Source organism: Actinoplanes sp. NPDC051411 (genome assembly GCF_040682075.1).
Lineage (GTDB): Bacteria > Actinomycetota > Actinomycetes > Mycobacteriales > Micromonosporaceae > Actinoplanes.
In genome coordinates, this window is sequence record NZ_JBFBAD010000017.1 from 57,961 (window position 1) to 83,955 (window position 25,995).

The following is a 25,995-nucleotide window of genomic DNA, read 5'->3' on the forward strand; positions in this document are numbered from 1 at the left end:
GTGCCGTGAGCACGCCGGCCCCCTCCGCGGCGGTGCGCCGCCCGGCGTACCGGTTGGTTCGCCGCGCCCGGCCGGCGGCCCCCGCACTGCTCGGCGACCCGGTGCAGGACTATGTCGCCGACCACCGCGACGGGCCGCTGCTGGTGGTCGGCGGCCCCGGCACCGGCAAGACGACGATGCTGGTCGAGGCGGTCGCGGCCCGGGTCGCCGAGGGCGTCGACCCCGAGCACATCCTGGTGCTGACGTTCGGCCGGCGCGGCGCTGCGGCCCTGCGGGACCGCATCGAGGCGCGCATCGCCGACCACCCCGGGCGCATCGTGCACGAACCGCTCGTGCGCACCTTCCACGCGTACGCGTTCGGCCTGCTCCGCCGGGCCGCCGCCGAGCGCGGCGAGCCCTCGCCGCGGCTGCTCACCGGCCCCGAGCAAGACCTGATCATCCGCGAGCTGCTGTCGGTGGTCGGCGACGACGAGGCGACCGACGAGATCGGCTGGCCCGACTCGCTGCGGTCGGCCATCCCGACCCGGGCGTTCGCCCAGCAGCTGCGCGACCTGATGCAGCGCGCGGCCGAGCGCGGCATCGGGCCGGCCGAGCTGGCCCGCCTCGGCGAACGACTGGGCCGCGACGACTGGCCGGCCGCCGCGCGCTTCCTGCGGCAATACGTGGCCGTGCTCGCGCTGCGCGACGTGACCACCCGGGGTTCCGCGGCCTACGATCCGGCCGAGCTGGTGCGGGCCGCGTCCGGCCTACTGGAGGACGACCCCGACCTGCTGTCGTCCGAGCGCCGCCGGCTCCAGTTCGTCTACGTCGACGAACTCGCCGACACCGACCCGGCCCAGATCGAACTCCTGCACCTGGTCGCGGGCGGCGGCAAGCCCCTGGTCGCCTTCGGCGACCCCGATTCCTCGGTCTACGGCTTCCGCGGCGCCGATCCGGGCGCGGTGAGCGGTTTCCCGGCCAAATTCCGTACGCCGTCCGGAGCCGTCGCCGAAACGATCACCCTGCACACCAACTACCGTGCCGCCGAGCCGCTGCTGGCCGCGACCAGCCGGGTGGCCCGCCGGATGCGCGGGCCGATGACCCACCGCCCGATGCACGTCCCACCCCGGCCCGAGCCGGCCGCGAGCCCCGAGCCGGCCGGGTCGTCCGAGCTCGCCGAGCTCGCCCCGGCCGCCGAACCCTCCGACGCGGCCCGCCCATCCCCGTCTCCTGAGCCGGCGCCCGTCGGGCCTTCGGCGTCTGCTCAGCCTGGGCCGGTCGTGCCTTCCGCGTCTGCTCAGCCCGGGCCGGTCGGGCCTTCGGTGTCTCCTGACCCTTCCGCGTCTTCTGAGCCCGCGGTGACCGCTGATCCTGCGGTGGTGTCTGCTCAGCCGGGCGTGTCCGCTGGACCTTCCGCGTCCGCTGAGCCTTCTGGGCCTGCTGGGCCTTCTGCGGGGATCGGGCCTTCCGCCGACGGTGAGTGGGGGCCGGAGGCGGTTGTGCGGACGTTTCGCACGACGGTCGGGGAGAGCGCGTTCGTCGCGCACGCGTTGCGCGAAGCCCATCTGCTGCACGGGGTGCCGTGGTCGCGGATGGCGGTCATCCTGCGGTCGACCGCGCTTCAGCTGCCGTCGCTACAGCGGGCGCTGGCCGCCTCCGGCGTGCCGACCGTGACCCACGCCGAAGACCTGCCGCTGCACCTGCAGCCCGCGGTGGCGCCGTTCCTGCTGCTCCTGCGGTGTGCGCTCGACCCCGAGGCGCTCGACGAGGAAGCCGCGGTGGCTCTGCTGCACTCGTCGCTGGGCGGGGCCGACCCGCTGGCCGAGCGGCGGCTCCGGCAGGGTTTGCGGGCGCTCGCGCTGGCCGCCGGCGACCACCGCCCGTCGGGCGAGCTGCTGGTCGACGCCGTGCGCGACCCGGCCGGGCTCGACCTGGTCGAGCGGCGCTGGGCGATACCGGCCCAGAACATCGCCCGGCTGATCACGACCGCCCGGGACGCCGCGGCGGCGCCCGGCGCCTCGGCCGAAGATGTGCTGTGGACGGTGTGGCGGGCCAGTGGGCTGGCCGACCGGTGGTTCGGGCTGAGCACCCGCGGCGGTCCCGCCCCGGAAGACGCCGAGGCCGGCCGGGCCCGGCAGTGGCGGGCCGAGGCGGCCGACCGCGACCTCGACTCGATGGTGGTGCTGTTCGACGCGGCGGCCCGGTTCGTCGACCGGCTGCCCGGTGCGCGCACCGAGGTCTTCCTCGACCACGTTCTCGGGCAGGATCTGCCCGCCGACTCGATCGCGCCGAGCGCCGACCGCGGTGAGGCGGTGCGTCTGCTCACCGCCCACGCGGCGAAGGGCCTCGAGTGGGACGTCGTGGTGCTGGCCGGCGTGCAGGAGGGCATCTGGCCCGACCTGCGGTTGCGCGGCAGCCTGCTCGGTTCCGAACGCCTAGTCGACGTGCTGGCCGGCCGCGCCGCCACCGGCGTGGCCGCGGTGGTCGGCGAGACGTCAGCGTTGCTCGACGAGGAGCGCCGTCTGTTCTATGTGGCCACCACCCGCGCCCGGCTCAAGCTGATCGTCACCGCGGTGGCCTCGGGCGGCGTCGGCGGCGACGAGGGCGAGGAGCAGCCCAGCCGCTTCCTGACCGAGCTCGCCCGGCCCGAGTCCGACGCCGGCTCGCCCCCCGAAGGCCCCGAGCCCCCGGACCCCGACGATCCAGGCCCCGACGATCCAGGCCCGGACGAACCGCCGGACCCCGGCGAACCGCCCGACCCCGGCGAACCGCCCGACCCCGACGACCCCGGCCCCTCCAACCCCACCGCCCCGAGCGCCTCCGGCCCGCCCGGCTCCGGCGGTCCGGTCAGCCCTGGCGGTCCGGTCAGCCCTGGCGGTCCGGTCAGCCCCGGCGGTCCGGGCGACGACCCGCTCAGCCCCGGCGGTCCGGGCGGCGGCCCGCTCAGCCCCGGCGGCGATGCCTTGGCCGGCGGCGCCATTCCCGTCGACGGGTCCGAGAGGCCGCCCGTCCGGACAAAAGCGGATAAGTCTGGAGGAGGCGAGTCCGATGTGGTCCGGGACGCCTGGACCGACCCGGGGATGGACACCGATCCTGACGTGGCCGACAGCGCGCAAGCGGCCGACGATGACCAGGCGCGCGTGTCGGCGGACACCTCGGGGGAGCCGGGGGAGGACGCGAGCGAGGCCGCCCGGCTCGACGCCGCTCTGGAGCTTCCCGTCGGGCGGGCGCCTCGGGCGCTGACCCTGGCCGGGCTGGTCGCGGAGTTGCGTACGGTCGTTGTCGGCCGGGAGCAGACGCCCGGCCGGCGGCTCGCCGCGGCCGCCCAGCTGGCCAAGCTGGCCGCGGCCGGCGTGCCCGGCGCGCACCCCGACGACTGGTGGGGTCTGCGCCCGCTCTCCGACGACCGGCCGCTGGTCGACGAGGGTGAGCCGGTCAAGGTCACCCCGTCGTCGATGGAGAGTGCGATGCGCTGCAGCCTGCGCTGGCTGCTGGAACGGCACGGTGGCGCGGCCCCGGCCGGCCCCGCCCAGGGCGTCGGCAACCTGGTGCACGCCGCTGCCATGCTGGCCGAGGACGCCAACGCCGACCGGGAGAAGCTGGTCGAATATGTCAGTGCCCGGTTCGACTCGATCGAGCTGGCCGCGCGCTGGCTGGCCGGGCCCGAGAAGGAGCGGGCCCAGGCCATGGTGGACAAACTGTTGCGCTGGCTGGCCGTGAATCCGCGGCGGCTGCTGGCGATCGAGCACGAGTTCACCGTGCTGCTCGAGGACGAGAAGCGGCCGGTGCGGCTGACCGGGCGGGTCGACCGGCTCGAGATCGACGACGAGGGGCGGCTGGTCGTGGTCGACCTCAAGACCGGTAAGTCCACCGCCGTAGCGGCGGCCGAGGTCGAGGAGCACGCCCAGCTGGCCGGCTATCAGGCCGCGGTCGACGCGGGGGCGTTCGCCGACTACGGCCGGGAGAGTGGCGGCGCCTCCCTGGTGCAGCTCGGCCCGGGCAAGGACGCCCGCGAGCAGATGCAGCTCCCGCTGGCCGACGCGACCGACCCGGCCTGGGCCCACGCGATGGTGAAGCGCACCGCCGAGACGATGGCGGCTGCTACCTTCTCCGCCGTCGCCAACAGCCGGTGCCGGGTCTGTCCGGTCCGCACCAGCTGCCCGATCTCCGGAAAGGGCCGTCAGGTAGTCGAGCAGTGACCCAACCGAGTTTGTTCGCCGACGAGCCGGCGACACGGAAGAGGAGAGCCAGCGAAGGGCCCCGCTACACGCCCGCCGAGCTGGCCCGTCTGTTGCGCCTGCACCCGCCGACCCCGGAGCAGGTCGCGATCATCGCCGCCCCGGTCGAGCCGCTGCTCGTGGTGGCCGGGGCCGGGTCGGGCAAGACCGAGACGATGTCCTCGCGGGTGGTCTGGCTGGTCGCCAACGGCTATGCCCGGCCGGACGAGGTTCTCGGGCTGACGTTCACCCGGAAGGCGGCCGGTGAGCTGGCCCATCGCGTACGGACGCGGCTCGGGCAGCTCATCAGAAGGCTGGGCCGCGACGACGCGTTCGCCGGTGAGGCCACCATCTCCACCTATCACTCCTATGCCGCCCGGGTGGTCACCGAGCACGGTCTGCGCGGCGGGTTCGAGCCGTCGGCGCGGCTGCTCACCGAGGCCGCCCGGTGGCAGATCGTCGACTCGTTGGTCCGGGCGTACACCGGGGAGATGACCGGCCTGAACCGCGCCCCGGGCACGGTGACCGACGACGTGCTGGCGCTCGCGGCCGAACTGGCCGAGCATCTGGTCGACCCGGACGATCTGGCCGCCTGGACGGGCCGGTTCTTCGCCGAGGTGACGCAGCGGCCGGGCCGGGTCTACAAGGATGTGACCGACATGCTGGCCCGCCAGCGCAACCGGCTCACCCTGCTGCCCCTGGTGCGCCTCTACGAGCAGCGCAAACTCGCGCTGGAGGCGATGGACTTCGGCGACCAGATGTCGCGGGCGGCGCGGGTCGCCCGTGACTATCCCGAGGTCGGCGAGATCGAGCGGGGCCGCTTCCGGATCGTGCTGCTCGACGAATATCAGGACACCAGCCACGCCCAGGTCACGATGCTGAACGCGCTGTTCGGGGGCGGGCATCCGGTGACCGCGGTCGGCGACCCGTGCCAGTCGATCTACGGCTGGCGGGGCGCCTCGGCGGGCACGCTCGACCGCTTCCCGGGCGAGTTCACCGGACCGGCCGGGACCGACGCGTGGGTGCTCAACCTGACCAGGAGTTGGCGCAACCGTCCCGAGATCCTGCGGGTCGCCAACGAGCTGTCGCGTCCGCTGCGGCAGGCCGGGGCCCGGGTCGCCGAGCTGGTTCCGGCCAGCCGGGTGGCCGGGAGCGTCGGTGGCCGCACGGTCGCCTGCGCGCTGCTGCCGACCTTCGCCGACGAGGCCGACTGGATCGGCGACTCGATGCTCACCGCGTGGCGGATCGCGGCCGGCCTGCGGGAGGCGATGCCCGAGGAGATTCCGGTCGAGAAGCGCCCGACCAGCGCGATCCTGGTGCGCGTCCGCAGCCAGATCCCGGTGATCGAGGCGGCCCTGCGGGCCCGCGGCCTTCCGGTCGAGGTGGTCGGCCTGGGCGGCCTCCTGGACACCCCGGAGGTACGCGACGTCGTCTGCACCCTGCGCGTCCTCGCCGACCCGACCGACGGCGCGTCGCTGTTGCGCCTGCTGACCGGCGCCCGCTGGCGGATCGGCCCGCGTGACCTGGTCGCCCTGCACCGCCGGGCCCGGGGCATCGCGTCCGCCCGGGCCGCCGTCGTCAACCGCACCGACCCCGACGACATCGTCGCCGACCGGCTCGACGACGCGACCCTGATCGAGGCGATGGCCGACCTCGGGGCCCCTCAGCAGTATTCGGCCGAGGGCTATGCGCGGCTCCGGGCGTACTCCCGCGAGCTGAGTGCCCTCCGGCAGCGCCTCGACCAGCCGCTTCCCGATCTGGTGGCCGACATCGAGCGCACCGTGGGGCTGGACGTGGAGGTGGCCGTCCGCGGCTGGCACGCGGGCGACGCGGGGCTGGCCCGCGGTCACCTGGACGCGCTCGGCGATGTGGCCGCCCGCTATTCGGGTGAGACCGAGGGCGGCACCCTGGCCGGTTTCCTGGCTTTCCTGGCCGCGGCCGAGGAGGAGGAACGCGGCCTCGAACCGGGGCAGGTCGACGTGGTCGAGGGCGCGGTGCAGATCTTGACCGCGCACGCCGCCAAGGGCCTGGAGTGGGACGTCGTGGCGGTGGCCGGCCTGAGCACCGGGGTGTGGCCGGGCCTGGTCCGCAACTCCGACCACTACCTGATGGGCCTGGGGGTGCTGCCGTTCCCGCTGCGCGGCGACTCGTCCGGTCTGCCCGTGCTGGACCTGTCGGCGGCGCGGGACCAGAAGGACGTGCTGGCCGCGGTCAACGCGTTCGGCCGCGACTGGCGGGAGCACGACGAGCGCGAGGAGCGCCGCCTGGCCTACGTGGCGGTCACCCGGCCGCGGCGGCTGCTGCTCTGCTCCGGCTACTGGTGGGGTGACGGGGTGAAGCGGCCGCGCGGCCCGTCGGTGTTCCTGGAGGAGGTCCGCACCGCCTGTGACGACGGCGCCGGCGTGGTCGACGTCTGGACGCCCGAGCCGGCGCCCGGGGCGGCCAACCCGTCGTCCGAGGTGGTGGCGTCGGCCGAGTGGCCGCAGGATCCCCTCGGCGTACGCCGTCCGGCGATGGCGGCCGCCGCCGACCTGATCCGCCGCATGATCGCCCAGCCGACCCCCGACGCGGCCGCCGCCTTCGCCGACCTGATCGAGCAGGAGCCCGAGGTCGCCGCGCGGGCGGGCCTGGCCGCCGACCTGGCCGGCGTCGCCGAAGGCACCGATCTGGCCGGCCTCGCCGAGGGCGCCGATCCCGATCTCGCGCGCTGGCGCAAGGAGGCGGCCCTGCTGCTGGCCGAGCGCGAGGAGCGGGCCCGGCGCGACGGCCCGCTCGAGGTCGCGCTGCCCGGGCACCTCTCGGTCTCCCAGCTGGTCGTGCTGCGCCGCGATCCGCAGGCCCTGGCCCGGACGCTGCGGCGCCCGCTGCCCCAACGGCCGACCCCGCACGCCCGCCGGGGCACCGCCTTCCACGCCTGGCTGGAGCAGCGGTTCGGCTCGGCCCGGCTGATCGACGTCGACGAGCTGCCCGGCGCGGCCGACGACGACGCGGCCGGCGACGAGGAACTGGCCGCGCTGCAGGAGGCGTTCCTGACCGGTGAGTGGGCCGACCGCACCCCGGTCGAGGTCGAGGTGCCGTTCGCGACGACGATCGCCGGCGTGGTCGTGCGGGGGCGGATGGACGCCGTCTTCGCCGAGCCGGGCAACCGCTTCGACGTGATCGACTGGAAGACCGGGCGACGGCCGTCCGGGCTCGACGCGGAGGCGGCCGCGGTGCAGCTGGCCGCCTATCGCGTGGCCTGGGCGGCGCTGGCCGGGGTGCCGGTCAACCGGGTCCGGGCCGGCTTCCACTACGTGCGCGAGCAGGTCACCGTGCGCCCGGTCGACCTGCTCGACGCGGCGGAGCTCACGGCGTTGATGGAACAGGTCCCCGAGGGGTGACTCAGGCGGCGCCGGCCGCCGCCAGCAGGTGCAGCAGGGCTCCCGCGTACGCCTCCTCGGCCGTGGCCCCGTCGAATGTCCGGCTCTCGCCGAGCAACTCGACGTCCACGGCGTACCCGGAGAGCGGGCGCCGCAGCGCCCGGAACGTGCCTCCGAGGAACTCGCGCAACTGGTCTTCGCGGGGCAGCCAGAGGGTCTCGTCGAGCTCCACATCGTCGAGCGCCCACTCGGTCGTGCCGTTGAAACCGATCACCCGCCCCTCGGGCATCGTGTGGACCTCGATGGTCATGTTGCTCAGCACGAACACCTCGTCGTCGAGGTCGCGGTCGGGGATCGCGAAGCGGTCTCCAGGCCCCGGTTTCCACTCGAGTCCCGCCTGTTTGAGCTGCCGGGCAAGTTGTACGCCGATCACTGGCCAGCCTTCCTGAACGTGCTACGCTCCCGAGCGTTGTCAGTTTGGTTCCCAAGTACTTAGGAGCGCCTGTGGGGAATTCTGCCCCAGGCGCTCTTTGTCGTAACCCGGGTTTCTCCGGTACGGGCGATCAGTACGGCGACACGAGACCGCGAATTGCGGCTCTTATTATCTCGTTCCCGTCCATAATGGCCGGGAACGATCGACCGTCGAGGAGACGAGCATGGTTACCGGCGTTGTGAAGTGGTTCAACGCGGACAAGGGCTTCGGGTTCATCACCCCTGACGACGGCGGCGCCGACGTCTTCGCCCACTTCTCCGCGATTCAGATGTCGGGCTACCGCAGCCTGGAGGAGAATCAGCGGGTCGAGTTCGAGGTCACCCAGGGCCAGAAGGGTCCGCAGGCCGCGAACATCCGCGCTGTCTGAAGTAACTGGTCACCGGCTCCGGACCCTCGGGGACGGAGCCGGTACGGCCTGATTCACATCGCGGCGGCTGCCTCGGGCAGCGGCGCCGTACCGCCCAGATGGGCGGGGAGCCACCAGCGGTCCTCGGGACCGGCGGGCTTGTCGGGGTACGCGCGTTGCACCGCGTCCAGCAGCCCTTGGATGCGCTCGCGCAGAACGACCGAGATCGCGTCGGGCGAGACCCCCTTGGGCATCTCGACCGCTTGCCCGATCTTGATGAGCACCGGCACGTGACGTTTGGTCAGTTCTTTCGGGTGCCCCTTGGTCCAGAGCCGGTGCGGGCCCCAGACGGCCATCGGGATGAGCGGCACCTTCGCCGAGCGGGCGAGGCGCACCGCCCCCGACTTGATCTCCTTGACGGTGAACGACTCGCTGATCGTCGCCTCCGGGAAGACGCCGACCACCTCGCCGCCCTTGAGCGCGGCCGCGGCCTGCCGGAACGAGCCGGCCCCGTTGTCCCGGTCGACGCTGATGTGCCGCATGCCGCGCATGAGCGGCCCGCTGATCTTGTTGTCGAAGACCGACTGCTTGGCCATGAACCGGACCAGGCGCTTGGCCGGCTGGGCACCGAATCCGCAGAAGATGAAGTCGAGGTAGCTGGAGTGGTTACTGGCCAGCACCGCCCCGCCGGTCTCGGGGATGTGCTCGGCGCCGTCCACCTGAACCTTCAGGTCGAGCACCCGGAACATCGTCTTGGCGAAGGCGATGACCGGGGGATACACGAGTTCCATGGAGTGACGGTAGCCGAACGCCCTGAACAGGGACCGAAACGGGTGCAACCGACGGCCGGGTTGCCGCGTCTTTAGTTTTGACGCCACTTCACGGAAGGCACATCCACCATGCGGAGCACACCCGGCAGCCGGGAGCTCGGTTTCGTTCTCGCCGTCGCCCTGGCCGGCCTCGCGCTGGTTCTCGCGGTCGCCTTCACGCCGTGGTATTCGGCGTCGGGCGATGCCGCGGCCGCCCCGGTCGAGGTTCCGGCGGCCACCGCCACGCCGGTGCTGTGAGGCAATAGCACCCCGGGTGGTGTTCACTGGGGTTCATGACCGAGCCCACCCAGCAGACGTTTCCCTGGCAGCGGCCGGGCGGGACATGGGGTTCCGGCACGGTCACCGCCGGTGGCATGCCTCCGCTCGCCCCGCCGCCCCCGCCCGCCCCACCCCAGCCGCCACCGGACGGCCCGGCCCGCCGTCGCCGGCAGATGATGATCTTCGGCTGGCTGGCCGGCGGCATTCTGGCCCTCGGTCTGACGATCCTGCTGGTAGTGGCCCTGTCGACCGACGGCGCGCCGTTTCGCGGCCAGGCCGAGGCGCCGAAGGACGTACGCCCGCCGCTCGCCCAGGCCTGCCCGGCGCCGACCGGTTCGGCCGCCCCGGCCCCGAGCGCGGCCTCGCTGCCGCCGGAGACCGGCCCGCGCACGGTCGACCAGGCGGCCGGCATCTCCTACCGGGCGTACGGCGCGCCCTGGGTGCCGTGGACCGAGGAGTGGAACGCCGGGTCGCTCCAGGTGCCGTACCGGGTGGGGCAGCACTTCGTGACCGAGGTGTACAGCGGCGGGACGTACCACGCGTCGATCCTGTCGGCCGCGGTGCCGGCCGCCGACAACGACGCGGTGACGCTCGACCTGTCCTGCGTGGGCCGGCAGGTGGCGGCCGACGTGCGGGCGTCCTACTACCCGCAGCCCAACACCCTCGACGAGCTCCGGGACGGTCTGACCACGCTCGGCGGGCGGCCGGCCTACGTCAACGAGTTCCGGCTGCACTTTCACGCCGACGGGCTGACCGCCACCTCCGAGCTCTCGGCGGTGGCGGTCATCGACGTCGGCAAGCCGACCGCGGCGGTCCTGTACGTCTCCATCCCCAGCACCCACAAGCAGTGGGACTACGCGGTGGAAGACGTGTTGAACTCGGTCAGGCCGCTGTAGAAGTCACTGGGTGAGGCCCCATCGCTTGCGGAGCGAGGTGTCGGCCCAGCTGAAGAGCACGTCGATCAGGATGCCGAGGATCAGCACCACGATGATGTAGCTGATCACCAGGGTCGAGTCGAAGAGGTCCTGGGCGTTCTGGATCCGGACGCCGATGCTCACCGTGCCGGGCACGATGACCAGCAGCTCACCGGCCATCAGGCTGCGCCACGAGAACGCCCAGCCCTGCTTGAGCCCGGAGACGAACGACGGCAGCGAGGCCGGCAGCACGAGGTGGCGGTACTTGGCCCAGCCCCGCATGCCCATCACCTGGCCGACCCGCAGCCAGGTGCGCGGGATGTAGTCGATGCCGCTGATCAGGCCGTTGGCGACCGACGGCGCGGCACCGAGGATCACCACGAAGTAGATCGCCCGCTCGTCGAGCTGGAACAGCAGGATCGCGAGCGGGAACCAGAGCACCGACGGCATCGTCTGCAGGCCGGTGATCAGCGAGCCGATCGCCGACCGCAGCGGGGCGAACGTCGCGACCAGGGAGCCGAGCACCGTGCCGATGATCACGGCCAGCGCGAACCCGAAGACCGCCCGGGTCATGGTCAGGCGTACGCCGTCCCAGAAGTCGGCCGTCTTGACCAGGCCGCCCAGGTCTTTGAAGACCGGTCCGGGCCCGGGCAGGATGTATGACGGTTTCCAGCCGGAGAGCGCGATCAGCTCCCAGACGAGCAGCACGATCGCGATGGCCAGCAGCTTGGGCCACGCCGCGCTCCAGACCCGGCGGCCGCGGGCGCCGTTGGTCGGCGGTGCCCCGAGTTCGAGCTGGTCGAGCCCGGAGACCTCGTTGGCCGGGCCGGCGGTCGTGAGTTCAGTTGGCATGGCGGGCGACCTCCGCGCGGAGACGGTCGGTGATCTCGGCGGCCTGGCCGGACACCTCGGGCGAGTCGATGCGGCGCGGGCGCGGGTGCTTGACCTCGAAGTCCTCGATGACCCGGCCCGGCCGGCTGCTGAGCAGGATCACCCGGTCGCCGAGCCGCACCGCCTCGCGCACGTTGTGGGTCACGAACAGCACGGTCAGTTCGCGCTCCCGCCAGATCCGCTCGAGCTCGTCGTGCAGGATGTCGCGGGTCATCGCGTCCAGGGCGCCGAACGGCTCGTCCATGAGCAGCACGTCGGCGTCCTGGGCGAGGGCCCGGGCCAGGGCCACCCGCTGCCGCATGCCGCCCGAGAGCTCGTGCGGCCGCTTGTCGGCGAAGCCGCCGAGGCGTACGAGATCGAGCAGTTCCGACGCCCGCCGGCGGCGGTCCGCCTTGCTCGCCCCGCGCAGCCGCATCGGCAGCTCCACGTTGGCCGCCACCGGGAGCCAGGGGAACAGGGCGGCCTCCTGGAACATCATCGAGACGAGTGCACGGCCCGGGGCCTCCCGGTGCTGGCCGCCGATGTCCAGGGTGCCGCCGCTGATCTCGTCCAGTCCGGCGACCAGCGAGAGCAGGGTGCTCTTGCCGCAGCCGGACGCGCCGAGCAGGCAGACGAACTCGCCCTTGCGCACGCTCAGCGAGACCCCGTCGAGCGCGAGCAGGGAGTTCGGGCCCGTTCCGTAGCGCTTGGAGACGCTGTCGAGCCGGACGACGTCGACCAGCTCGCGATCCTCGACGATGGTCATGAGTGCTACTCCTCGGTCGGTCAGGAGGCCGGAGCCGCGTCGCTGACCGCCGGCTTGCCACCGGCGGCGAGCAGGCTGTTCAGCGGGGCCAAGTCGTAGATGCCCTTGAGGTCGACCGACTTGAGCAGGCCGACCGCCTCGGCGTGCTGGGCGCCGGTGTAGAGCGACGACGCGATCGGGTCGTTGGTGAAGGTCAGGTCGGTGAACGCGGCCTGGAGCACGTCGTCCTTGAGCGGCTTGCCGGAGAGCGAGGCGAGCTGGGCGTTGGCCGCGGCCTGGGCGTCGGCCTTGTTGCTCGCGATGTAGTCGATCGACTTGAGCTGGCCCTGGAGCAGCTTCTTCACCGTGTCGGGGTACTTCTTCAGGAACGTCTGGGTGACGACCAGTTGGGTCGTGACGAACTGGCCCTGCGGCCACAGCGTCTTCTCGTCGACCAGGACCTTGCCCTTGGACTGGAGCACCAGCTGGCTCAGGTAGGGCTGGGGCACCCACGCGCCGGCGATGCTGCCCTGGGCGAAGGACTGGAGCATGGCCGAGTTCGCCTGCGGCACGATCGAGACGTCGCCGCCGCCCTGGGTGTCGGTGGTGAGTCCCTGGTCCTTGAGCCAGGAGCGCAGCGCCACGTCCTGGGTGTTGCCGAGCTGCGGGGTGGCGACCTTCTTGCCCTTGAGGTCCTGGACACCGGCGACGCTCGGCTGGACGACCAGGGCCGCGCCGCCCGAGGTGCTGCCGGCGATGATCTTCAGGCCGGTGCCGTGGGTCTGGGCCCAGCCGGTGATGGCGGGGTTGGGGCCCATGTAGGTGGCGTCGACCGCGCCGGAGAGCAGAGCGGTCAGCGCGTCGCCACCGGCGTTGAAGGTCTTGGTCTCGAGCTTGGTGCTGCCCAGCGCGTCCTGATAGAAGCCCTTGTTGACGCCGACCAGGGCGGGGGCGTGGGTGATGTTGGGGAAGTAGCCGAGCCGGATCGTCGAGGCGTCGCCACCGGCCGACGCCTTGTCGTCGTCCTTGCCGCAGGCGGCGAGGGCGGTCGTGGCCAGCAGTGCGGCGGCGGCAAGGGCAAGCGCGCGTATGCGGCGGGAGCTCATGCTCTCTCTCCTAGTTCTAGGGCGGCCAGAGTGGTGTGGTCGACAACGCCCTCGATGGCTTCCTCGACCGCGAGCCACACGTCACGCAGGCCGGTCGCGGCCCCGTGGTAACTCGTGGTGGTGATGGGCAGACCGCGTACGGTGGCCAGCGCCCCGCCGACCGCGCGGACGATGTCGCCGATGGTGATCTCACTGGCCGGACGGGCCAGCACGTAACCGCCGTCGACCCCGCGGTGGCTGTGCAGCAGCCCGACGCGGCGCAGGTCGAGCAGGATGCCCTGCAGGAAGCTGAGCGGGATCTCCTGGGCGGCGGCCAGCTCGGCCGCCTTGACCAGGCGCTGCCCGGAGGCCGCGACGGCCAGCATGGCCCGGACGGCGTAGTCGGTGCGCGCGGAGACGTACACGAATCCCTGCCCCCATCCCGCCCGTGGCGATCAAACTCTGCTTTGTCTACCTGTTGGATGGGAATACTGGACGATGTAGGGTTTCGGCGTCAAGGCCGATCCGGATGGCGGGACAGGCCGGGGCCCGGGCAGCGCGCTAGGGTCAGCCTGTGGCGCGCACAATCAAGATCCCCGCGACGAAGTACCCGGTCGAGCGGTTCACCCTGGACAACGGCCTCCGAGTGGTCCTGACCCCCGATCGCAGCGCGCCGGTGGTCGGCGTCGCCGTGGTCTACGACGTCGGCATCCGCTCCGAGCCCCAGGGCCGCACCGGCTTCGCCCACCTCTTCGAGCACCTGATGTTCCAGGGCTCGGAAAACCTGGAGAAGCTGGCGCACTTCCGGCACGTGCAGGGCGCGGGCGGCACCTTCAACGGGTCGACCCACCTCGACTACACCGACTACTTCGAGGTGCTGCCGTCGGGCGCCCTCGAGCGGGCGCTCTTCCTCGAGGCCGACCGCATGCGCGGCCCCCGGCTCACCGAGGAGAACCTGCGCAACCAGGTCGACGTGGTCAAGGAGGAGATCCGGGTCAACGTCCTCAACCGGCCGTACGGCGGCTTTCCCTGGCTCAAGCTGCCCCCGGTGATGTTCGAGACGTTCCCCAACGCGCACGACGGCTACGGCTCGTTCGCCGACCTCGAGAGCGCCACGGTCCAGGACGCGCAGGACTTCTTCGACCACTACTACGCGTGCGGCAACGCGACGCTGGCGGTGGCGGGCGACTTCGACGTGGCCGCGGCGACCGAGATGATCAGGCGGCACTTCGCCGACGTACCGGCGCGGCCGGCCCCGAAGCGCCCGGACTTCGACGAGGCGGGCCTGACCGCCGAGCGCCGCGAGGTCTACACCGACCACCTCGCGCCACTGCCCGCGATCGCCGGCGGCTGGCGGGTGCCCGACCCGATCGGCGACTTCACGGCGTACCTGCCTTTTGTGGTGCTGGCCGAGGTGCTCACCGACGGCGACGCCTCCCGGCTGGTCGAGCGTCTGGTGCAGCGCGACCGCACGGTCACCAGCATCGGCGGCTACATCGGCTTCATGGGCGACGAGTTCCAGGTGCGCAACCCGACCGCGCTGCTGCTGCAGGCGTTCCTGCCGCCCGGCGGCGACGCGGTCAAGGTGCTGCGCACGATCGACGAGGAGCTCGACCGGCTCGCCACCGACGGCCTGGCCGCCGGTGAGCTCGAGCGCACCCAGGCGCGCATCGCCACCCACCTGCTGCGGGACACCGACGCGGTGCTCGGCCGGGCGCTCCCGATGGCCGTGCTCGAACTGCAGCGCGGCCGCCCCGAGCTGCTCAACGAACTGCCCAAGCTGATCGGTGAGGTGACCGAGGCGCAGATCACCGTGGCCGCGGCCGCCCTGCGCCCCGAAAATCGCGCCACCGTCGAGGTCGTCCCCGGAGCCGCCGCATGACCAGGAACCTGCCCGACCTCGTGCCCGACGCCAAGCTCAAGCTGCCCAAAGAGGCCGAGCGCACGCTGCCGTCCGGACTGACCGTGATCGCCATCCGGCGCCCGGCGGTGCCGCTGGTCGAGCTGCGCCTGCGGGTGCCGTTCGGCCGGGCCCCGCTGCCCCGGGCCACCCTGCTGTCCCAGGCCCTGTTCACCGGCACCGGCACCATGTCGAGCGTGCAGATCGCGGCCGAGCTGCAGGCGGTCGGCGGCGGCCTGTCGGCCGGGCTCGACCCCGACCGGCTGTTCGTCACCGGCAACGCGCTGGCCGGCGGCCTCGACCGGATGCTCGAGATCCTCGCCTCGGTGCTGACCGATCCGGCCTATCCCAACGAGGAGGTGGCGACCGAGCGCGAGCGCCTGGTCGACCACATCCAGGTCGCCCAGAGCCAGCCCGCCCACCTGGCCCGCGAGGCCCTGCTCAAGCGCATGTACGGCCGCCACCCGTACGCGGTGCAGACCCCGGAGCCCGAGCAGGTCCGCGGCGTACGCCCCGGTCAGCTGCGCTCGCTGCACGCCGACCGGGTGCGGCCCGACGGCTCGGTGCTGGTGCTGGTCGGCGACCTCAACCCGGAGAAGGCGATCGACGCGGCCGCGAAGGCGCTCGGCAGCTGGACCGGCCCCGGCCGGGACGGCGACGTGCCGCCCACCCCGGAGCTCGAACCGGGCCCGCTGCTGCTGGTCGACCGGCCCGGCTCGGTGCAGTCCTCGTTGCGGATGGCGCTGCCCGCGGTGCCCCGCACCCACCCCGACTACGCGGCGCTCCAGCTGGCCAACCTGGTCTTCGGCGGCTACTTCTCGTCCCGCTGGGTCGAGAACATCCGCGAGGACAAGGGCTACACCTACGGTCCGCACTCCTCGATCGAGCACTTCCTGGCCGGCTCGGCCCTGCTGGTCTCGGCCGAGGTCGCGACCGAGGTGACCGGCCCGTCCCTGCTCGAGACCCGGTACGAACTGGGCCGCATCGCGAGCCTCCCGCCGGGCGAGGACGAGCTCGAGCAGGCCCGGCGCTACGCCCTGGGCACGCTGCGGCTCGGCATGTCGACCCAGGCCGGCCTGGCCGGCCTGGCGAGCATGTACGCGAGCTTCGGCCTGCGCCTCGACCACCTGCGCGAGCACTCGGCGTCCCTGGCCGCGGCCACCCGCGAACAGGTCGCCGAGGCGGCGGCACATTACCTGGCCCCGGCCCGGGCGATCACCGTGGTGCTGGGTGACGCCGCCAAGGTCGAGGCCCCCCTGGCCGCGTTGGTGCCGGTGGAGCGTGGCGGCGAGGAAGCGTGAGCGAGCAGGAGCAGCCTGACCTGGGCGAGCAGCCCGGCCTGCCGCCGCTCGCCCGCAGCGCCCTCGACCGGTCGGCCCTGCGCCGCCGTGACGACGCGTGGCTGGCCAAGGCCTGGGACGAGGGTGTCGTGCTCGTGGTCGACCTGGCCCAGGGCGGCCGGGCGCTGGTCACCGACCGGGCCGACGGCAGTGCCGCGCTGGTGCTGGTGCCGTCGGCCGAGGCGCCGGAGGGCGACCACTGGTTCCTCGGGATCGACCCGTCGGGCCTTCCGGTGTGGACCATCGACGCCCCGTTGCCGTCGCTCGACGGCGCGCGGGCGGTCACCCTGCGAGACATCGGGCACCTGCTCGACGACCGCGACGCCGGGCTGTTCACGGCCGCCGCGGCCCTCGACAACTGGCACGCCAGTCACAAGTTCTCGCCGCGTACCGGCCTGCCGACCGAGGCCGTCGAGGCCGGCTGGGCCCGGCGCGACACCGAGGGCAACATGATGTGGCCCCGCACCGACCCGGCCATGATCGTGCTCGTGCACGACGGGGTGGCCGGTCCGGAGGGGCGCTGCCTGCTCGGGCACAACGCGGGCTGGCCGGCCGGCCCCGACGGCGTGCGCCGGTTCTCCTGCCTGGCCGGGTACGTCGAGCCCGGCGAGTCGGCCGAGGCGTCGGTGATCCGCGAGGTCGGCGAGGAGGTCGGCATCGCGCTGCGCTCGCTGCACTACGCGGGCAGCCAGTCCTGGCCCTATCCGGGCTCGCTGATGCTCGGGTTCCACGCGGTGGCCGATCGTGATCAGCCGTTCCGGCTCGACCCGGAGGAGATCGACGAGGCCCGGTGGTTCACCCGCGATGACGTGGCCCGGATGATCGCGGGCGACTTCGTCGATCCGGAGTCCGGCCGCCCGTCCAGCCTGCCGATGCGAGCTTCTATCGCGTTTTACCTCATTGAACGTTGGTTGCGCGGTTTGCCCGCGTAACGTACCCAACCCGGTCTAAGCGGAGAAGTTTTCTTCTTCTGCGGTAACCTTCCCGCGTTCTCAGACCGTCTCGAACTACAAAGACCGAGAGGTGGATTCGATGACGCAGGTTGAAGCGCCCGCATGGACCCCCATGACGGACGACGAGCGTGCCACGTTCGATCGGGATGGCATCCTCGTCGTTCCGGGCGTGCTCAGTGAGAGTGAGATCGAGGTCGGGCGCAACGCGATCCAGGCCGCATACGAGCGGGCGCAGGAGCCCGGTGGCCACGGCCTGAACGCGACGGGTGCCCTGCACCAGCTGTCCGCGATCACCTCAGTCCCTGAGCTGGCCTACTTGATCGACCACCCGACCGCGTTCAAGTACATCTGGTCGCTGCTCGGGTGGAACACGCACATCTACCACTCCCACGTGGACGTGCACCCGCAGATCCACGAGAAGCAGAAGGACTGGTGGCACTGGCACCAGGACGGTGGCCGTCAGAACCGGGAGATCGAGACCGACCCGCGCCCGATGTTCTCCGTGAAGCTGGCCTACTGGTTCTCCGACGTGAGCGAGACCGGCCGCGGCAACTTCACCGTGATCCCGGGCAGCCACAAGGCCAACTGGCTTCCGGGCCCGCCGAGCCGGGGCGTTCCGTGGCCGGCGCCCGAGGGTGCGACCCAGATCACCGCCAACCCGGGCGACCTGGTCGTCTTCGACCGGCGCATCTGGCACGCGCGTTCCGACAACTACTCGGCGATCACCCGCATGGGCGCGTTCTTCGGTTACACGTACCGCTGGATCGCCGGCCGTGACGACGTGGCGCACCTGCCGCAGGAGCCGTGGTTCCAGGGGCTCAACGACGTGCAGAAGCAGCTGCTCGGTCACTGCCCGAAGGGCGACGGCACCGGCGACCACGCCTGGGGCCACTACCCGGAGACGACGCCGCTCTACGGCGCTCTCAAGGAGCGGGGCCTGCTCGACTCCAGCATTCCGGCTCTGATCCCCTGAGACCGCGCATCCGGTTAGAGTCCGGATGTGGGTCAAATAGGGCAATTAGCGACAGCGGCGACCGCGGCGGGCCGACTCGTCCTCGAGGCACTCGAGAGCGAGCACCCGGCGCGGTCGCTGTCTCGTCTCAGCGACTCGCCGCGCGCCATCCGGCTGCTGCGGGAACTGTTCATCGTCGCGGTGCGCCGCACCTTCGTCGGGCGTGATCCGCGGGCGGCCACCCGATATGTCAACGATCTGCTGGCGTACCAGTCACTGCCGACCGGCGGCGAGGTCGCCCGCCAGGCCGAGGCACTGATCCGCTCGGCGACCGGCGAGCCCGAACTCGCGCACGGCATCTCGGACGTGCGCCGCTTCGAACTGATCTGCTACGTCGTCGGCGACCTGGGGCGGTCCGGCGTCGACGCGGTCGCGCTGATCGACCAGGCGGAACGGCGGGTGGCCCGGTTCGACCGGCCTCGCAACCGCACGATCGGCCGGCGGTCGGTATGAGCAAGCCCAAGCGGCGGCCGGCCAACCAGGGCCGGCACGCCGATCCGGCGCGGCTCCGGCGGCCGAACGAGGGCCCCCGCGACCCGGCGGCCCCCTCGGCCGGCCCGGACCATCCGCCCTGGACCAACGCGGGAGACTATCTGCGGGCGGCGGCCGGCGACGAGGCGCCGGCCCGATTCGGTACGCCGTCGGGCCCGGTCGACGACTACGCCCGCCGGGTCTGGCACAACGCGTTCGGCCTGGCCGTCCGCCGCCGGTTCGAGCCCGGCAGCCCGCTGGCCGAAATCAGTCGCACGGTCGCGACCGCGGTCCACGTGCACGAGGTGGCGGCGCTACCCGCGATCGACGCCGAGATGCTGGTGCGGGCCGAACTGGGCGAGACCGTTCCGGTCGGCGAACTCGACCCGGCCGTGCTGGTCGGCGTCCACCTGCTGCTCTTCGCCTCGCTCGCCGACGAACTGGCGCTCGGCGACGACGAGCTCGACGACCTCGTCACCGAGGCCGAACGGCTCGCCGCCGCTCTCGCTGGATGAGCGTCAGGCCGTGATAGCGGCCAGGTGCTCCTTGACCTTGACGATCGACGGGTTGGTCAGCGCCGAGCCGTCCTCGAACTTCAGGGTGGGCACCGTCTGGTTACCACCGTTGACACTCATCACGAACTCGGCCGCGGCCGCGTCCTGCTCGATGTCGACGACGTCGTAGGCGATGCCTTCCCGGTCGAGCTGCGACTTGAGGCGGTGGCAGAAGCCGCACCAGGACGTCGAGTACATGGTCAACATCGGTCGGGATCCCTTCGTACGGGTCACATGGCATTGCGCCGTCCCGCACAACGTCATACCGGGGTGTCATGATTCCCTACCGTGCAGAGTGATGCGGTGCTCGCCGGGCTCGACCCCGAACAGCGGACGGCGGTGACCGCGCCCGCCGGCCCGGTCTGCATCCTGGCTGGCGCGGGCACCGGCAAGACCCGGGCGATCACCCACCGCATCGCCTATCGCACGCTGACCGGCGAGGCGAGCCCGCGGCATTTCCTGGCCGTGACCTTCACCGCGCGGGCGGCGGCCGAGATGCGGGCCCGGCTCAGCGCGCTCGGTGCCGCCGGGGTGCAGGCCCGCACGTTCCACGCCGCCGCGCTGCGCCAGGTGCGCTACTTCGCGCCCCGGCTGCTCGAGGGGCGCGCGATGCCCGAGCTGCTGGAGAGCAAGGCCCGCATGGTGGGGCTGGCCGCCGCCCGGGCCGGGGTGCGGGCCGACCGCGCGGGCGCCCGCGACCTGGCGAGCGAGATCGAGTGGGCCAAGTCGTCGCTGGTCGAGCCGGGCGAATACGCGGTGGCCGCGACCAAGGCGCTGCGCGAGCCGCCGTTCGAGCCGGCCAAGGTGGCCGAGGTCTTTGCCGCCTACGAGACGCTCAAGCGCCGGCAGGGCGTGATCGACTTCGAGGACATGCTGCGCGCCGCGGTGTGGGGCATCGAGGAGCACTCCGACGTGGCCGAGGAGATCCGCGCGCAGTACCGCCACTTCGTGGTCGACGAATACCAGGACGTCAACCCGCTCCAGCAGCGCCTGCTCGACGCCTGGCTGGGCGGCCGCGACGACCTGACCGTGGTCGGCGACGCCAGCCAGACGATCTATTCGTTCACCGGCGCGACCTCCGGCTATCTGATCGACTTCCCGCGCCGGCGGAAAGCGGCGGTGGTGGTGCGGCTGGTCCGCGACTACCGCTCGACCCCGCAGGTGGTCGGCCTGGCCAACGCGGTGATCCGCCAGGCCAAGGGCAGCGAGGCGCGACTGCGGCTCGAACTCGTCGGCCAGCGGCCACCCGGCGCGGAACCGGAACTCAAGATCTTCCCGGACGAGGCGGCCGAGGCGGCGGCGGTGGCCCGGCGCTGCCGCGACCTGATCGCGTCCGGCACCCCGGCGAGCGAGATCGCGGTGCTCTTCCGCATCAACGCGCAGTCCGAGGCGTACGAGGAGGCGCTCGCCGAGGCGCGGGTGCCGGCCGTGGTGCGCGGGGCCGAGCGGTTCTTCGAACGGCCCGAGGTGCGGCAGGCGATGATCGCGCTGCGGGCCGCCGTGCGTTCCACCCCCGGCGAGACCCCGCTGGTGGTTGCGGTGGTCGAGGCGCTCGCGGCGGTCGGCTGGTCGCGCGAGCAGCCGCCGGCCGGCGGCGCCGCCCGCGAGCAGTGGGAGGCGTTGGCGGCGCTGGTCGCGCTGGCCGAGGAGTACGCGAAGGCGCCCACCATAGAACCGATCGGTCAGGCCGGGGCCGTGCAGCGGGACGTCTCGCTCTCGGCGTTCAACGACGAGCTGGCGCGCCGGGCCGAGCAGCAGCACGCCCCGACGGTCGAGGGTGTGACGCTCGCCTCACTGCACTCCGCCAAGGGCCTGGAGTGGGACGCGGTCTTCCTGGTCGGGCTCGCCGACGGGACGCTTCCCACGACGTACGCGAAGACGCCCGCCCAGCTGGAGGAGGAACGCCGCCTGTTGTACGTCGGGGTGACCCGGGCCCGGCAGTGGCTCTGGCTCTCCTACGGTCAGCTGCGGTCGACGGGCGGCCGCGCCCGGCGGCCATGCCGTTTCCTGCCCCAGCTCGAGCGCACGTCGTCGACCGAACGGGCGGGGGACCGGAGTCGGCCGGGTCACAACAACCGGGCCGACCGACGGCGGCCCCAGGTCGCGTTCTGCCGCATCTGCGGGGCCACGCTGCTGGCCGGCGCCGACCGCAAACTGGGCCGCTGCCCGACCTGCCCGTCGGACATGGACGAAGATCTCTACGAGCGTTTCCTGACCTGGCGGCAGCGCACCGCGGCCGGGCTCAAAGTCCCTGCGTACGTTGTCTTCACCGACGCGACCCTGGTCGCGCTGGCCGAGCGCCGGCCGAGCGGCCCGCCGGAGCTGCTGGCGATCGCCGGAATCGGCCCCCGCAAACTCGGTCAGTACGGCGACGCGGTGTTCGCTCTGGTGGCCGGAGCGAGCCCGGATGATCTTGCTCCCGACCCCGCTCAGAAAAACTTTGAAAACTAGTCCGTAATTCGTTTGCCCTCGCTTGCGAGGCAGGAATAGCCTCAGAGCACACCTCAGCGAGCAGCTGTTCGCGGGGCAAAACAACGAGTGCAAGGCATATGGAGGAGGTGGCAACGATGGAGACCAACAAGCTGACGCGACCGTCGGTGCTGCTGCCTGCTGCCTGCGCTCCGTCCACCCTGACGCCCGCCGCCGCTGCCCCCGTGGCAACTCCGGTATTGGCGGAAGCGTGGGCTCCGATTTCGCGGGTGCACCAGGTCCAGACCCAGGCCGAGCTGGCTCTGGCCGACGGTCGCACCAACGGGATCAATGGCACCACCGGGTTCATGGGTCTCGGCGGCTCCAGCAAGCGGTACGTCGATGAGCGCGGGATCCCGCCTCGAGGAAGGCCGGTCTGATCACCAGACCACCGGCTCACCTTGAGGCCGCGGAACCCGATAACCGGGATCCGCGGCCTATTTCTTTGCCGGCTTACCGCCGGTGCACGACCGGTAAGGCGATCCAGAAGATCGAAGAGAAGAGAGAGGTGACCGGGCTTTATGAGTCTGGCGCTGGCCCCGATCGACGTGAACGTCGAGATCGAGGCAAACCTGCCCTGTCGGAAGTTCGACCCGGACCTGTGGTTCTCGGACTCCCCGGCTCAGCTGGAACTGGCGAAGTCGCTCTGCGGGGACTGCCCGCTGCGCGTCGAATGCCTGGCCGGCGCGGCCGAGCGGAACGAGCCCTGGGGTGTCTGGGGAGGCGAGATCTTCGAGCGTGGCGCTGTGGTCCCGCGTAAGCGGCCCCGCGGTCGTCCCCGCAAGGCTGATGTGGCCCGCGACGCGGAACTCGCGGTCGAGGTCGAGGAGCGGCTGGCCCGCGACGGCGTCGACTCCCGCAACGCGGTCCGACTGGCGGCCTGAGAAGCAATGACCACCACCCTGATCCATCCCGACGTCCGAAAGCCGAGTAGCGAAATGACCCCGAACGGAGCCACGAAGGTGAAACTTCTCCACGAAGCGTTGTCCCGGGCCCGAATGCGTCGGCCTCAGAGTGACCGCACATCTGAGGCGTACCGTCCCGCTCGTCGAGTAGCCCTGGAAGCCCGTGCGCGGGCCTCCCGTGAACTCGGTGGTGGGCGCTACTGATCGACCCCTGACCGGCCGAAACCAGGAGAGAACGAGAAGAGCCCGACCGCCTCGCCGGCGGCGGGCTCTTCCGCATGTCAGGCGTTCGAGAGGAAGACGCGGGCGGCGGCGGCCAGACGGCCGGGGTCCTCGACATGGCACATTTCGCGGGCCGAGTGCATCGACAGCAGCGGGGTGCCGACGTCCAGGGTCGGGATGCCGAGCCGGGTCGCCGTGATCGGGCCGATCGTCGAGCCGCACGGCACCGCGTTGTTGGAGACGAACTCCTGGTAAGGCACGCCCGCGACGGCGCAGGTGCGGGCCCACAGCGCGGCGCCCGCGCCGTCGGTGGTGTAGCGCTGGTTCGCGTTGATCTTCAGCAGCGGGCCGCCGCCGGGCACCGGATGGTTGGCCGGGTCGTGGCGGTCGTCCCGGTAGGGGTGGATCGCATGCCCGGCGTCCGAAGACAGGCACCACGAGCCGGCGACGGCGCGGGCGAGATCGCCGCGGTCGCCGCCGAGCGCGGCCGAGACGCGTTCGAGCACGTCGGCGAGGAACGGGCCGGCCGCGCCGGAACGGCTCTCCGACCCCACCTCCTCGTGGTCGAAGGCGGCCAGGACCGCGATCGAGCCGGCCGGCTCGGCGGCGAGCAGACCGGCCAGCCCGGCGTGCACCGAAGAGAGGTTGTCGAGACGGGCCGAGGCGAACAACGACTCGTCGGCACCGAACCGGGCCGGGGCCGCGGCGTCGACCGTCACCATGTCGTACCCGCCGACCTGCTCCGGGTCGATGCCGGCCAGCTTCGCCAGATGGCCGACCAGATCGCCGTCCCCCGGGCCGCCGACCCCGAAGACCGGCTGCACGTCACGCTGGCGGTCGGGCGCGAACGACGTGTTCAGGTCGCGGTCGAGGTGGATGGCGAGGTGCGGGATGCGGGCGTACGGGCCGGTGCGGATCAGGTGGGTCGTGCCGTCCAGGGCGACCAGGCGGCCCGCGAACTCCAGCTCGCGGTCGAACCAGGAGGAGATGATCGGACCGCCGTACACCTCGACGCCGGCCGACAGCCAACCGAAAGCGGACAGCGTCGGCCTGGGTTTGAGTTTGAAACCGGGCGAGTCGGTGTGCGCCCCGACGACGCGGAACGGGGTCGTCGCCCCGGCGTCCGGCGGCAGCGCGAACGCGATCACCGAGCCCTCGCGCACCACGACCAGCCGTGCGCCGGGCCGGACGGCCCCCCGCCAGTCGGCGGTCTCGTCGAGCGGAACATAACCCGCCTCGCCGAGCCGGCGGGCCGCCTCGGCCGCCGCGTGGTACGAACTGGGCGATGCGGTGACGAAGGCGGCCAGGTCATCGATGTGGGAGGGCGCGTCCATTCCCTCATCGAATCATGAAAAGCGGTTGCCTATCCGACCGGTGCGAAGCCCGGCAGCCACTCCTCGAGGATCGAACGGTAGGGCGCCTCGGCCTCCAGCTGACACAGCACCCCGATCGAGCCGAGCGTGACCCGGTGGATCAGCAGGTAGGACGGCGGCAGGTTGAGCTTGCGGCTGAGCTGGTAGGCCGGGGACCTGGGATTGCTCAGGCGGGTCGCCTCGCCGCGCAGCCAGGCCCGGCTGAACCGGAACTCGTCGACCGCCACCGGCTCGATCATCGGGCGCAGGAACGCCAGCACCGCCTCGGCGTCGATCTCGGCGTCGGCGGCGATGAAACCCTCGTCACGCAGGCCGTCGACGACCCCCTGGGCGTCGCCGTCGAGCGCCAGCCGCACCAGCCGGCCGACCGGCTCGGGATGGCCGCCGGGCAGCCGGGCCACCGCGCCGAAGTCGATCACACCGAGCCGGCCGTCGGGCAGCATGCGGAAATTGCCCGGATGCGGGTCGGCGTGCAGCAGCCCGGCCCGGGCCGGGGCGGAGAAGTGCAGAAGAGCCATCAGGCGGCCGGCCTCGTCGCGCTCCTCGACCGTGCCATCGGAGATCACCTTGGCCAGCGGGGTGCCCTCGACCCACTCGGTGACCAGCACTCGGGGCGCCTGGGCGATCACCTTGGGCACGAAGATCTCCTCGTCGCCCTCGTACGCCGTGGCGAAGGCCCGCTGGGTCTCGGCCTCCATCGCGTAGTCGAGCTCCTCGGTGATCCGCTCGCGCAACTCGGCCAGCAGCGGCTTCACGTCGATGCCGGGCTGGATGATCTTGAACATGCCGGCCAGCCGGCCCAGCTGCTTGAGATCGCCGAGCAGGGCCTCACCGGCACCCGGATATTGCACCTTGACCGCGACCTGGATCGTCTTGGGCCTGGCGTTCCGGCGGGCCGGCTTCAGCTTCCAGGTCGCGCGGTGCACCTGGCCGATGCTGGCCGCGGCGGCCGGGCTGTCGTCGAACTCACCGAACTTGTCGCGCCAGTCGTCGCCCAACTGCTCGGCGAGCGCCTTGTGCAGGCTGGCCACCGGCATCGGCGGGGCCGCCTCCTGCAGCTTGGTCAGGGCCTGACGGTAAGGCCCGGCCATCTCCTCGGGCAGCGCGGCCTCGAAGACCGACAGGGCCTGGCCGAACTTCATCGCCCCGCCCTTGAGCTGCCCGAGCACACTGAACAGCTGCTCGGCGGTGCGCTGCTGGATGTCGGCGGAGATCACGTCGCTCGCGATGCCCACGGCGCGCTTGCCCAACCCGAGTGCGGTGCGCCCGGCGAAGCCGAGAGGCAGTGCCGCCAGCTTGGCCGTGCGGGCCGCGGCACGGCGCGGTATGTCGCTCACCCGATCATTGTGACCGAAGAATCGGCCATCATCCGCCCGGGTGGGCGGCCTCTGTCCGGTTTGATGGGCGAATGTCCGATCATTGCCCGACGCGATCTGTCCCACGCACGCCGCGAGGTCGGCCCGGTTCCGCCGGGTGGCGCCCCGGCCGAGTGCGCGGGTGGCCGCAGCGGCGTGCGCTGCCGCTGGGGTGGGGCCGGCGCCGAGAGTGGGGCCGGCGGCGAGAGTGGGGCCGGCGGCGAGAGTGGGGCCGGCGGCGAGAGTGGGGCCGGCGGCGAGAGTGGGGCCGGCGGCGAGAGTACGGGTTGTGCCGAGCGGGCAGGCCGGCGCTCGGAGTGCGGGCGGGCACGGCTGGCCGGCCGG

Annotated in this window: 23 protein-coding genes; 14 read left to right on the forward strand and 9 right to left on the reverse strand. The window is 72.3% G+C overall.

The window, feature by feature from the left end; genetic code table 11:
* Positions 1–5 precede the first annotated feature (5 nt).
* A complete protein-coding gene (locus AB0M88_RS12285; protein WP_364099577.1) occupies positions 6–4,178 on the forward strand; it encodes a UvrD-helicase domain-containing protein in 4,173 nt (1,390 codons plus the stop codon).
* Positions 4,175–7,576 (forward strand): UvrD-helicase domain-containing protein, encoded by a 3,402-nt coding sequence (locus tag AB0M88_RS12290; protein ID WP_364099580.1) that lies wholly within the window; start codon positions 4,175–4,177, stop codon positions 7,574–7,576. The genes AB0M88_RS12285 and AB0M88_RS12290 overlap by 4 nt, the downstream gene beginning before the upstream one ends.
* 1 nt (position 7,577) lies before the next feature.
* Here AB0M88_RS12290 and AB0M88_RS12295 read toward each other — a convergent pair whose 3' ends face one another.
* Positions 7,578–7,988 carry a pilus assembly protein CpaE gene (locus tag AB0M88_RS12295; protein WP_364099583.1) on the reverse strand — a complete coding sequence of 137 codons (411 nt, stop codon included), beginning with the start codon at positions 7,986–7,988 and terminating at the stop codon, positions 7,578–7,580.
* A 223-nt stretch (positions 7,989–8,211) separates the two neighbouring features.
* Between AB0M88_RS12295 and AB0M88_RS12300 the strand changes: the two genes are divergently transcribed.
* Entirely contained in the window at positions 8,212–8,415 is a 204-nt protein-coding gene (locus AB0M88_RS12300; RefSeq protein WP_030442529.1) for a cold-shock protein, read from the forward strand.
* Between the two features lie 53 nt (positions 8,416–8,468).
* Here the strand turns inward: AB0M88_RS12300 and AB0M88_RS12305 are convergent, their stop codons facing one another.
* Complete coding sequence (locus AB0M88_RS12305) at positions 8,469–9,185, reverse strand: lysophospholipid acyltransferase family protein (protein WP_364099587.1); 717 nt, start codon at positions 9,183–9,185, stop codon at positions 8,469–8,471.
* A 108-nt stretch (positions 9,186–9,293) separates the two neighbouring features.
* Between AB0M88_RS12305 and AB0M88_RS12310 the strand changes: the two genes are divergently transcribed.
* On the forward strand, positions 9,294–9,461 hold the full coding sequence (locus AB0M88_RS12310; protein WP_364099590.1) for a hypothetical protein: 168 nt from the start codon (positions 9,294–9,296) through the stop codon (positions 9,459–9,461).
* A gap of 35 nt (positions 9,462–9,496) precedes the next feature.
* Positions 9,497–10,378: a hypothetical protein gene (locus AB0M88_RS12315; protein WP_364099593.1), complete on the forward strand. Its 882-nt coding sequence runs from the start codon at positions 9,497–9,499 to the stop codon at positions 10,376–10,378.
* Positions 10,379–10,381: 3 nt separating this feature from the next.
* Here AB0M88_RS12315 and AB0M88_RS12320 read toward each other — a convergent pair whose 3' ends face one another.
* From AB0M88_RS12320 to AB0M88_RS12335, 4 genes are read right to left on the reverse strand one after another with little or no spacing between them, the layout of a single operon-like run.
* Positions 10,382–11,248 carry an ABC transporter permease gene (locus tag AB0M88_RS12320; RefSeq protein WP_364099596.1) on the reverse strand — a complete coding sequence of 289 codons (867 nt, stop codon included), beginning with the start codon at positions 11,246–11,248 and terminating at the stop codon, positions 10,382–10,384.
* Positions 11,238–12,032 carry an ABC transporter ATP-binding protein gene (locus tag AB0M88_RS12325; RefSeq protein WP_364099599.1) on the reverse strand — a complete coding sequence of 265 codons (795 nt, stop codon included), beginning with the start codon at positions 12,030–12,032 and terminating at the stop codon, positions 11,238–11,240. The genes AB0M88_RS12320 and AB0M88_RS12325 overlap by 11 nt, the downstream gene beginning before the upstream one ends.
* Before the next feature lie 20 nt (positions 12,033–12,052).
* Positions 12,053–13,117: an ABC transporter substrate-binding protein gene (locus AB0M88_RS12330; protein ID WP_364099602.1), complete on the reverse strand. Its 1,065-nt coding sequence runs from the start codon at positions 13,115–13,117 to the stop codon at positions 12,053–12,055.
* Positions 13,114–13,521, reverse strand: coding sequence for an Rrf2 family transcriptional regulator (locus AB0M88_RS12335; protein ID WP_364099605.1), 408 nt, complete (start codon positions 13,519–13,521; stop codon positions 13,114–13,116). Before AB0M88_RS12335 ends, AB0M88_RS12330 begins: the two co-directional genes overlap by 4 nt.
* 149 nt (positions 13,522–13,670) lie before the next feature.
* Between AB0M88_RS12335 and AB0M88_RS12340 the strand changes: the two genes are divergently transcribed.
* The 6 genes from AB0M88_RS12340 (at position 13,671) to AB0M88_RS12365 (ending at position 19,287) form a co-directional block, all read left to right on the forward strand.
* Positions 13,671–14,978, forward strand: a complete 1,308-nt coding sequence (locus tag AB0M88_RS12340) for a pitrilysin family protein (protein ID WP_364099608.1) — start codon at positions 13,671–13,673, stop codon at positions 14,976–14,978.
* Positions 14,975–16,297, forward strand: a complete 1,323-nt coding sequence (locus AB0M88_RS12345) for a pitrilysin family protein (protein WP_364099611.1) — start codon at positions 14,975–14,977, stop codon at positions 16,295–16,297. Before AB0M88_RS12340 ends, AB0M88_RS12345 begins: the two co-directional genes overlap by 4 nt.
* The gene (gene nudC / locus AB0M88_RS12350; RefSeq protein ID WP_364099614.1) at positions 16,294–17,268 is read left to right on the forward strand and encodes an NAD(+) diphosphatase; all 975 of its coding nucleotides are present in this window, start codon (positions 16,294–16,296) and stop codon (positions 17,266–17,268) included. Before AB0M88_RS12345 ends, nudC begins: the two co-directional genes overlap by 4 nt.
* 100 nt (positions 17,269–17,368) lie before the next feature.
* Positions 17,369–18,262 carry a phytanoyl-CoA dioxygenase family protein gene (locus AB0M88_RS12355; RefSeq protein ID WP_364099616.1) on the forward strand — a complete coding sequence of 298 codons (894 nt, stop codon included), beginning with the start codon at positions 17,369–17,371 and terminating at the stop codon, positions 18,260–18,262.
* A gap of 27 nt (positions 18,263–18,289) precedes the next feature.
* Positions 18,290–18,754 carry a hypothetical protein gene (locus AB0M88_RS12360; protein ID WP_364099619.1) on the forward strand — a complete coding sequence of 155 codons (465 nt, stop codon included), beginning with the start codon at positions 18,290–18,292 and terminating at the stop codon, positions 18,752–18,754.
* Entirely contained in the window at positions 18,751–19,287 is a 537-nt protein-coding gene (locus AB0M88_RS12365; protein WP_364099622.1) for a hypothetical protein, read from the forward strand. The genes AB0M88_RS12360 and AB0M88_RS12365 overlap by 4 nt, the downstream gene beginning before the upstream one ends.
* Positions 19,288–19,290: 3 nt before the next feature.
* Here AB0M88_RS12365 and AB0M88_RS12370 read toward each other — a convergent pair whose 3' ends face one another.
* The gene (locus tag AB0M88_RS12370) at positions 19,291–19,533 is read right to left on the reverse strand and encodes a mycoredoxin (protein WP_364099624.1); all 243 of its coding nucleotides are present in this window, start codon (positions 19,531–19,533) and stop codon (positions 19,291–19,293) included.
* 81 nt (positions 19,534–19,614) lie between these two features.
* On the opposite strand from AB0M88_RS12370, the gene AB0M88_RS12375 reads away from it, so the two are divergent.
* From AB0M88_RS12375 to AB0M88_RS12385, 3 genes are all read left to right on the forward strand, one after another.
* The gene (locus tag AB0M88_RS12375; RefSeq protein ID WP_364099627.1) at positions 19,615–21,777 is read left to right on the forward strand and encodes an ATP-dependent DNA helicase UvrD2; all 2,163 of its coding nucleotides are present in this window, start codon (positions 19,615–19,617) and stop codon (positions 21,775–21,777) included.
* A gap of 116 nt (positions 21,778–21,893) precedes the next feature.
* Complete coding sequence (locus AB0M88_RS12380) at positions 21,894–22,175, forward strand: hypothetical protein (protein WP_364099630.1); 282 nt, start codon at positions 21,894–21,896, stop codon at positions 22,173–22,175.
* 141 nt (positions 22,176–22,316) lie between these two features.
* Positions 22,317–22,679, forward strand: a complete 363-nt coding sequence (locus tag AB0M88_RS12385; protein ID WP_364099633.1) for a WhiB family transcriptional regulator — start codon at positions 22,317–22,319, stop codon at positions 22,677–22,679.
* 302 nt (positions 22,680–22,981) lie between these two features.
* Here AB0M88_RS12385 and AB0M88_RS12390 read toward each other — a convergent pair whose 3' ends face one another.
* Positions 22,982–24,256 carry a M18 family aminopeptidase gene (locus tag AB0M88_RS12390; protein ID WP_364099636.1) on the reverse strand — a complete coding sequence of 425 codons (1,275 nt, stop codon included), beginning with the start codon at positions 24,254–24,256 and terminating at the stop codon, positions 22,982–22,984.
* Between the two features lie 29 nt (positions 24,257–24,285).
* On the reverse strand, positions 24,286–25,632 hold the full coding sequence (locus AB0M88_RS12395; protein WP_364099639.1) for an AarF/ABC1/UbiB kinase family protein: 1,347 nt from the start codon (positions 25,630–25,632) through the stop codon (positions 24,286–24,288).
* Positions 25,633–25,995: the final 363 nt, after the last annotated feature.

Coding starts and splice junctions, on each gene's coding strand:
- AB0M88_RS12380 (WP_364099630.1), top strand. CDS start 21,894: ATGGAGACCAACAAGCTGACGCGACCGTCGGTGCTGCTGCCTGCTGCC.
- AB0M88_RS12325 (WP_364099599.1), bottom strand. CDS start 12,032: ATGACCATCGTCGAGGATCGCGAGCTGGTCGACGTCGTCCGGCTCGAC.
- AB0M88_RS12345 (WP_364099611.1), top strand. CDS start 14,975: ATGACCAGGAACCTGCCCGACCTCGTGCCCGACGCCAAGCTCAAGCTG.
- AB0M88_RS12370 (WP_364099624.1), bottom strand. CDS start 19,533: ATGTTGACCATGTACTCGACGTCCTGGTGCGGCTTCTGCCACCGCCTC.
- AB0M88_RS12320 (WP_364099596.1), bottom strand. CDS start 11,248: ATGCCAACTGAACTCACGACCGCCGGCCCGGCCAACGAGGTCTCCGGG.
- AB0M88_RS12365 (WP_364099622.1), top strand. CDS start 18,751: ATGAGCAAGCCCAAGCGGCGGCCGGCCAACCAGGGCCGGCACGCCGAT.
- AB0M88_RS12305 (WP_364099587.1), bottom strand. CDS start 9,185: ATGGAACTCGTGTATCCCCCGGTCATCGCCTTCGCCAAGACGATGTTC.
- AB0M88_RS12300 (WP_030442529.1), top strand. CDS start 8,212: ATGGTTACCGGCGTTGTGAAGTGGTTCAACGCGGACAAGGGCTTCGGG.
- AB0M88_RS12330 (WP_364099602.1), bottom strand. CDS start 13,117: ATGAGCTCCCGCCGCATACGCGCGCTTGCCCTTGCCGCCGCCGCACTG.
- AB0M88_RS12310 (WP_364099590.1), top strand. CDS start 9,294: ATGCGGAGCACACCCGGCAGCCGGGAGCTCGGTTTCGTTCTCGCCGTC.
- AB0M88_RS12390 (WP_364099636.1), bottom strand. CDS start 24,256: ATGGACGCGCCCTCCCACATCGATGACCTGGCCGCCTTCGTCACCGCA.
- AB0M88_RS12315 (WP_364099593.1), top strand. CDS start 9,497: ATGACCGAGCCCACCCAGCAGACGTTTCCCTGGCAGCGGCCGGGCGGG.
- AB0M88_RS12385 (WP_364099633.1), top strand. CDS start 22,317: ATGAGTCTGGCGCTGGCCCCGATCGACGTGAACGTCGAGATCGAGGCA.
- AB0M88_RS12355 (WP_364099616.1), top strand. CDS start 17,369: ATGACGCAGGTTGAAGCGCCCGCATGGACCCCCATGACGGACGACGAG.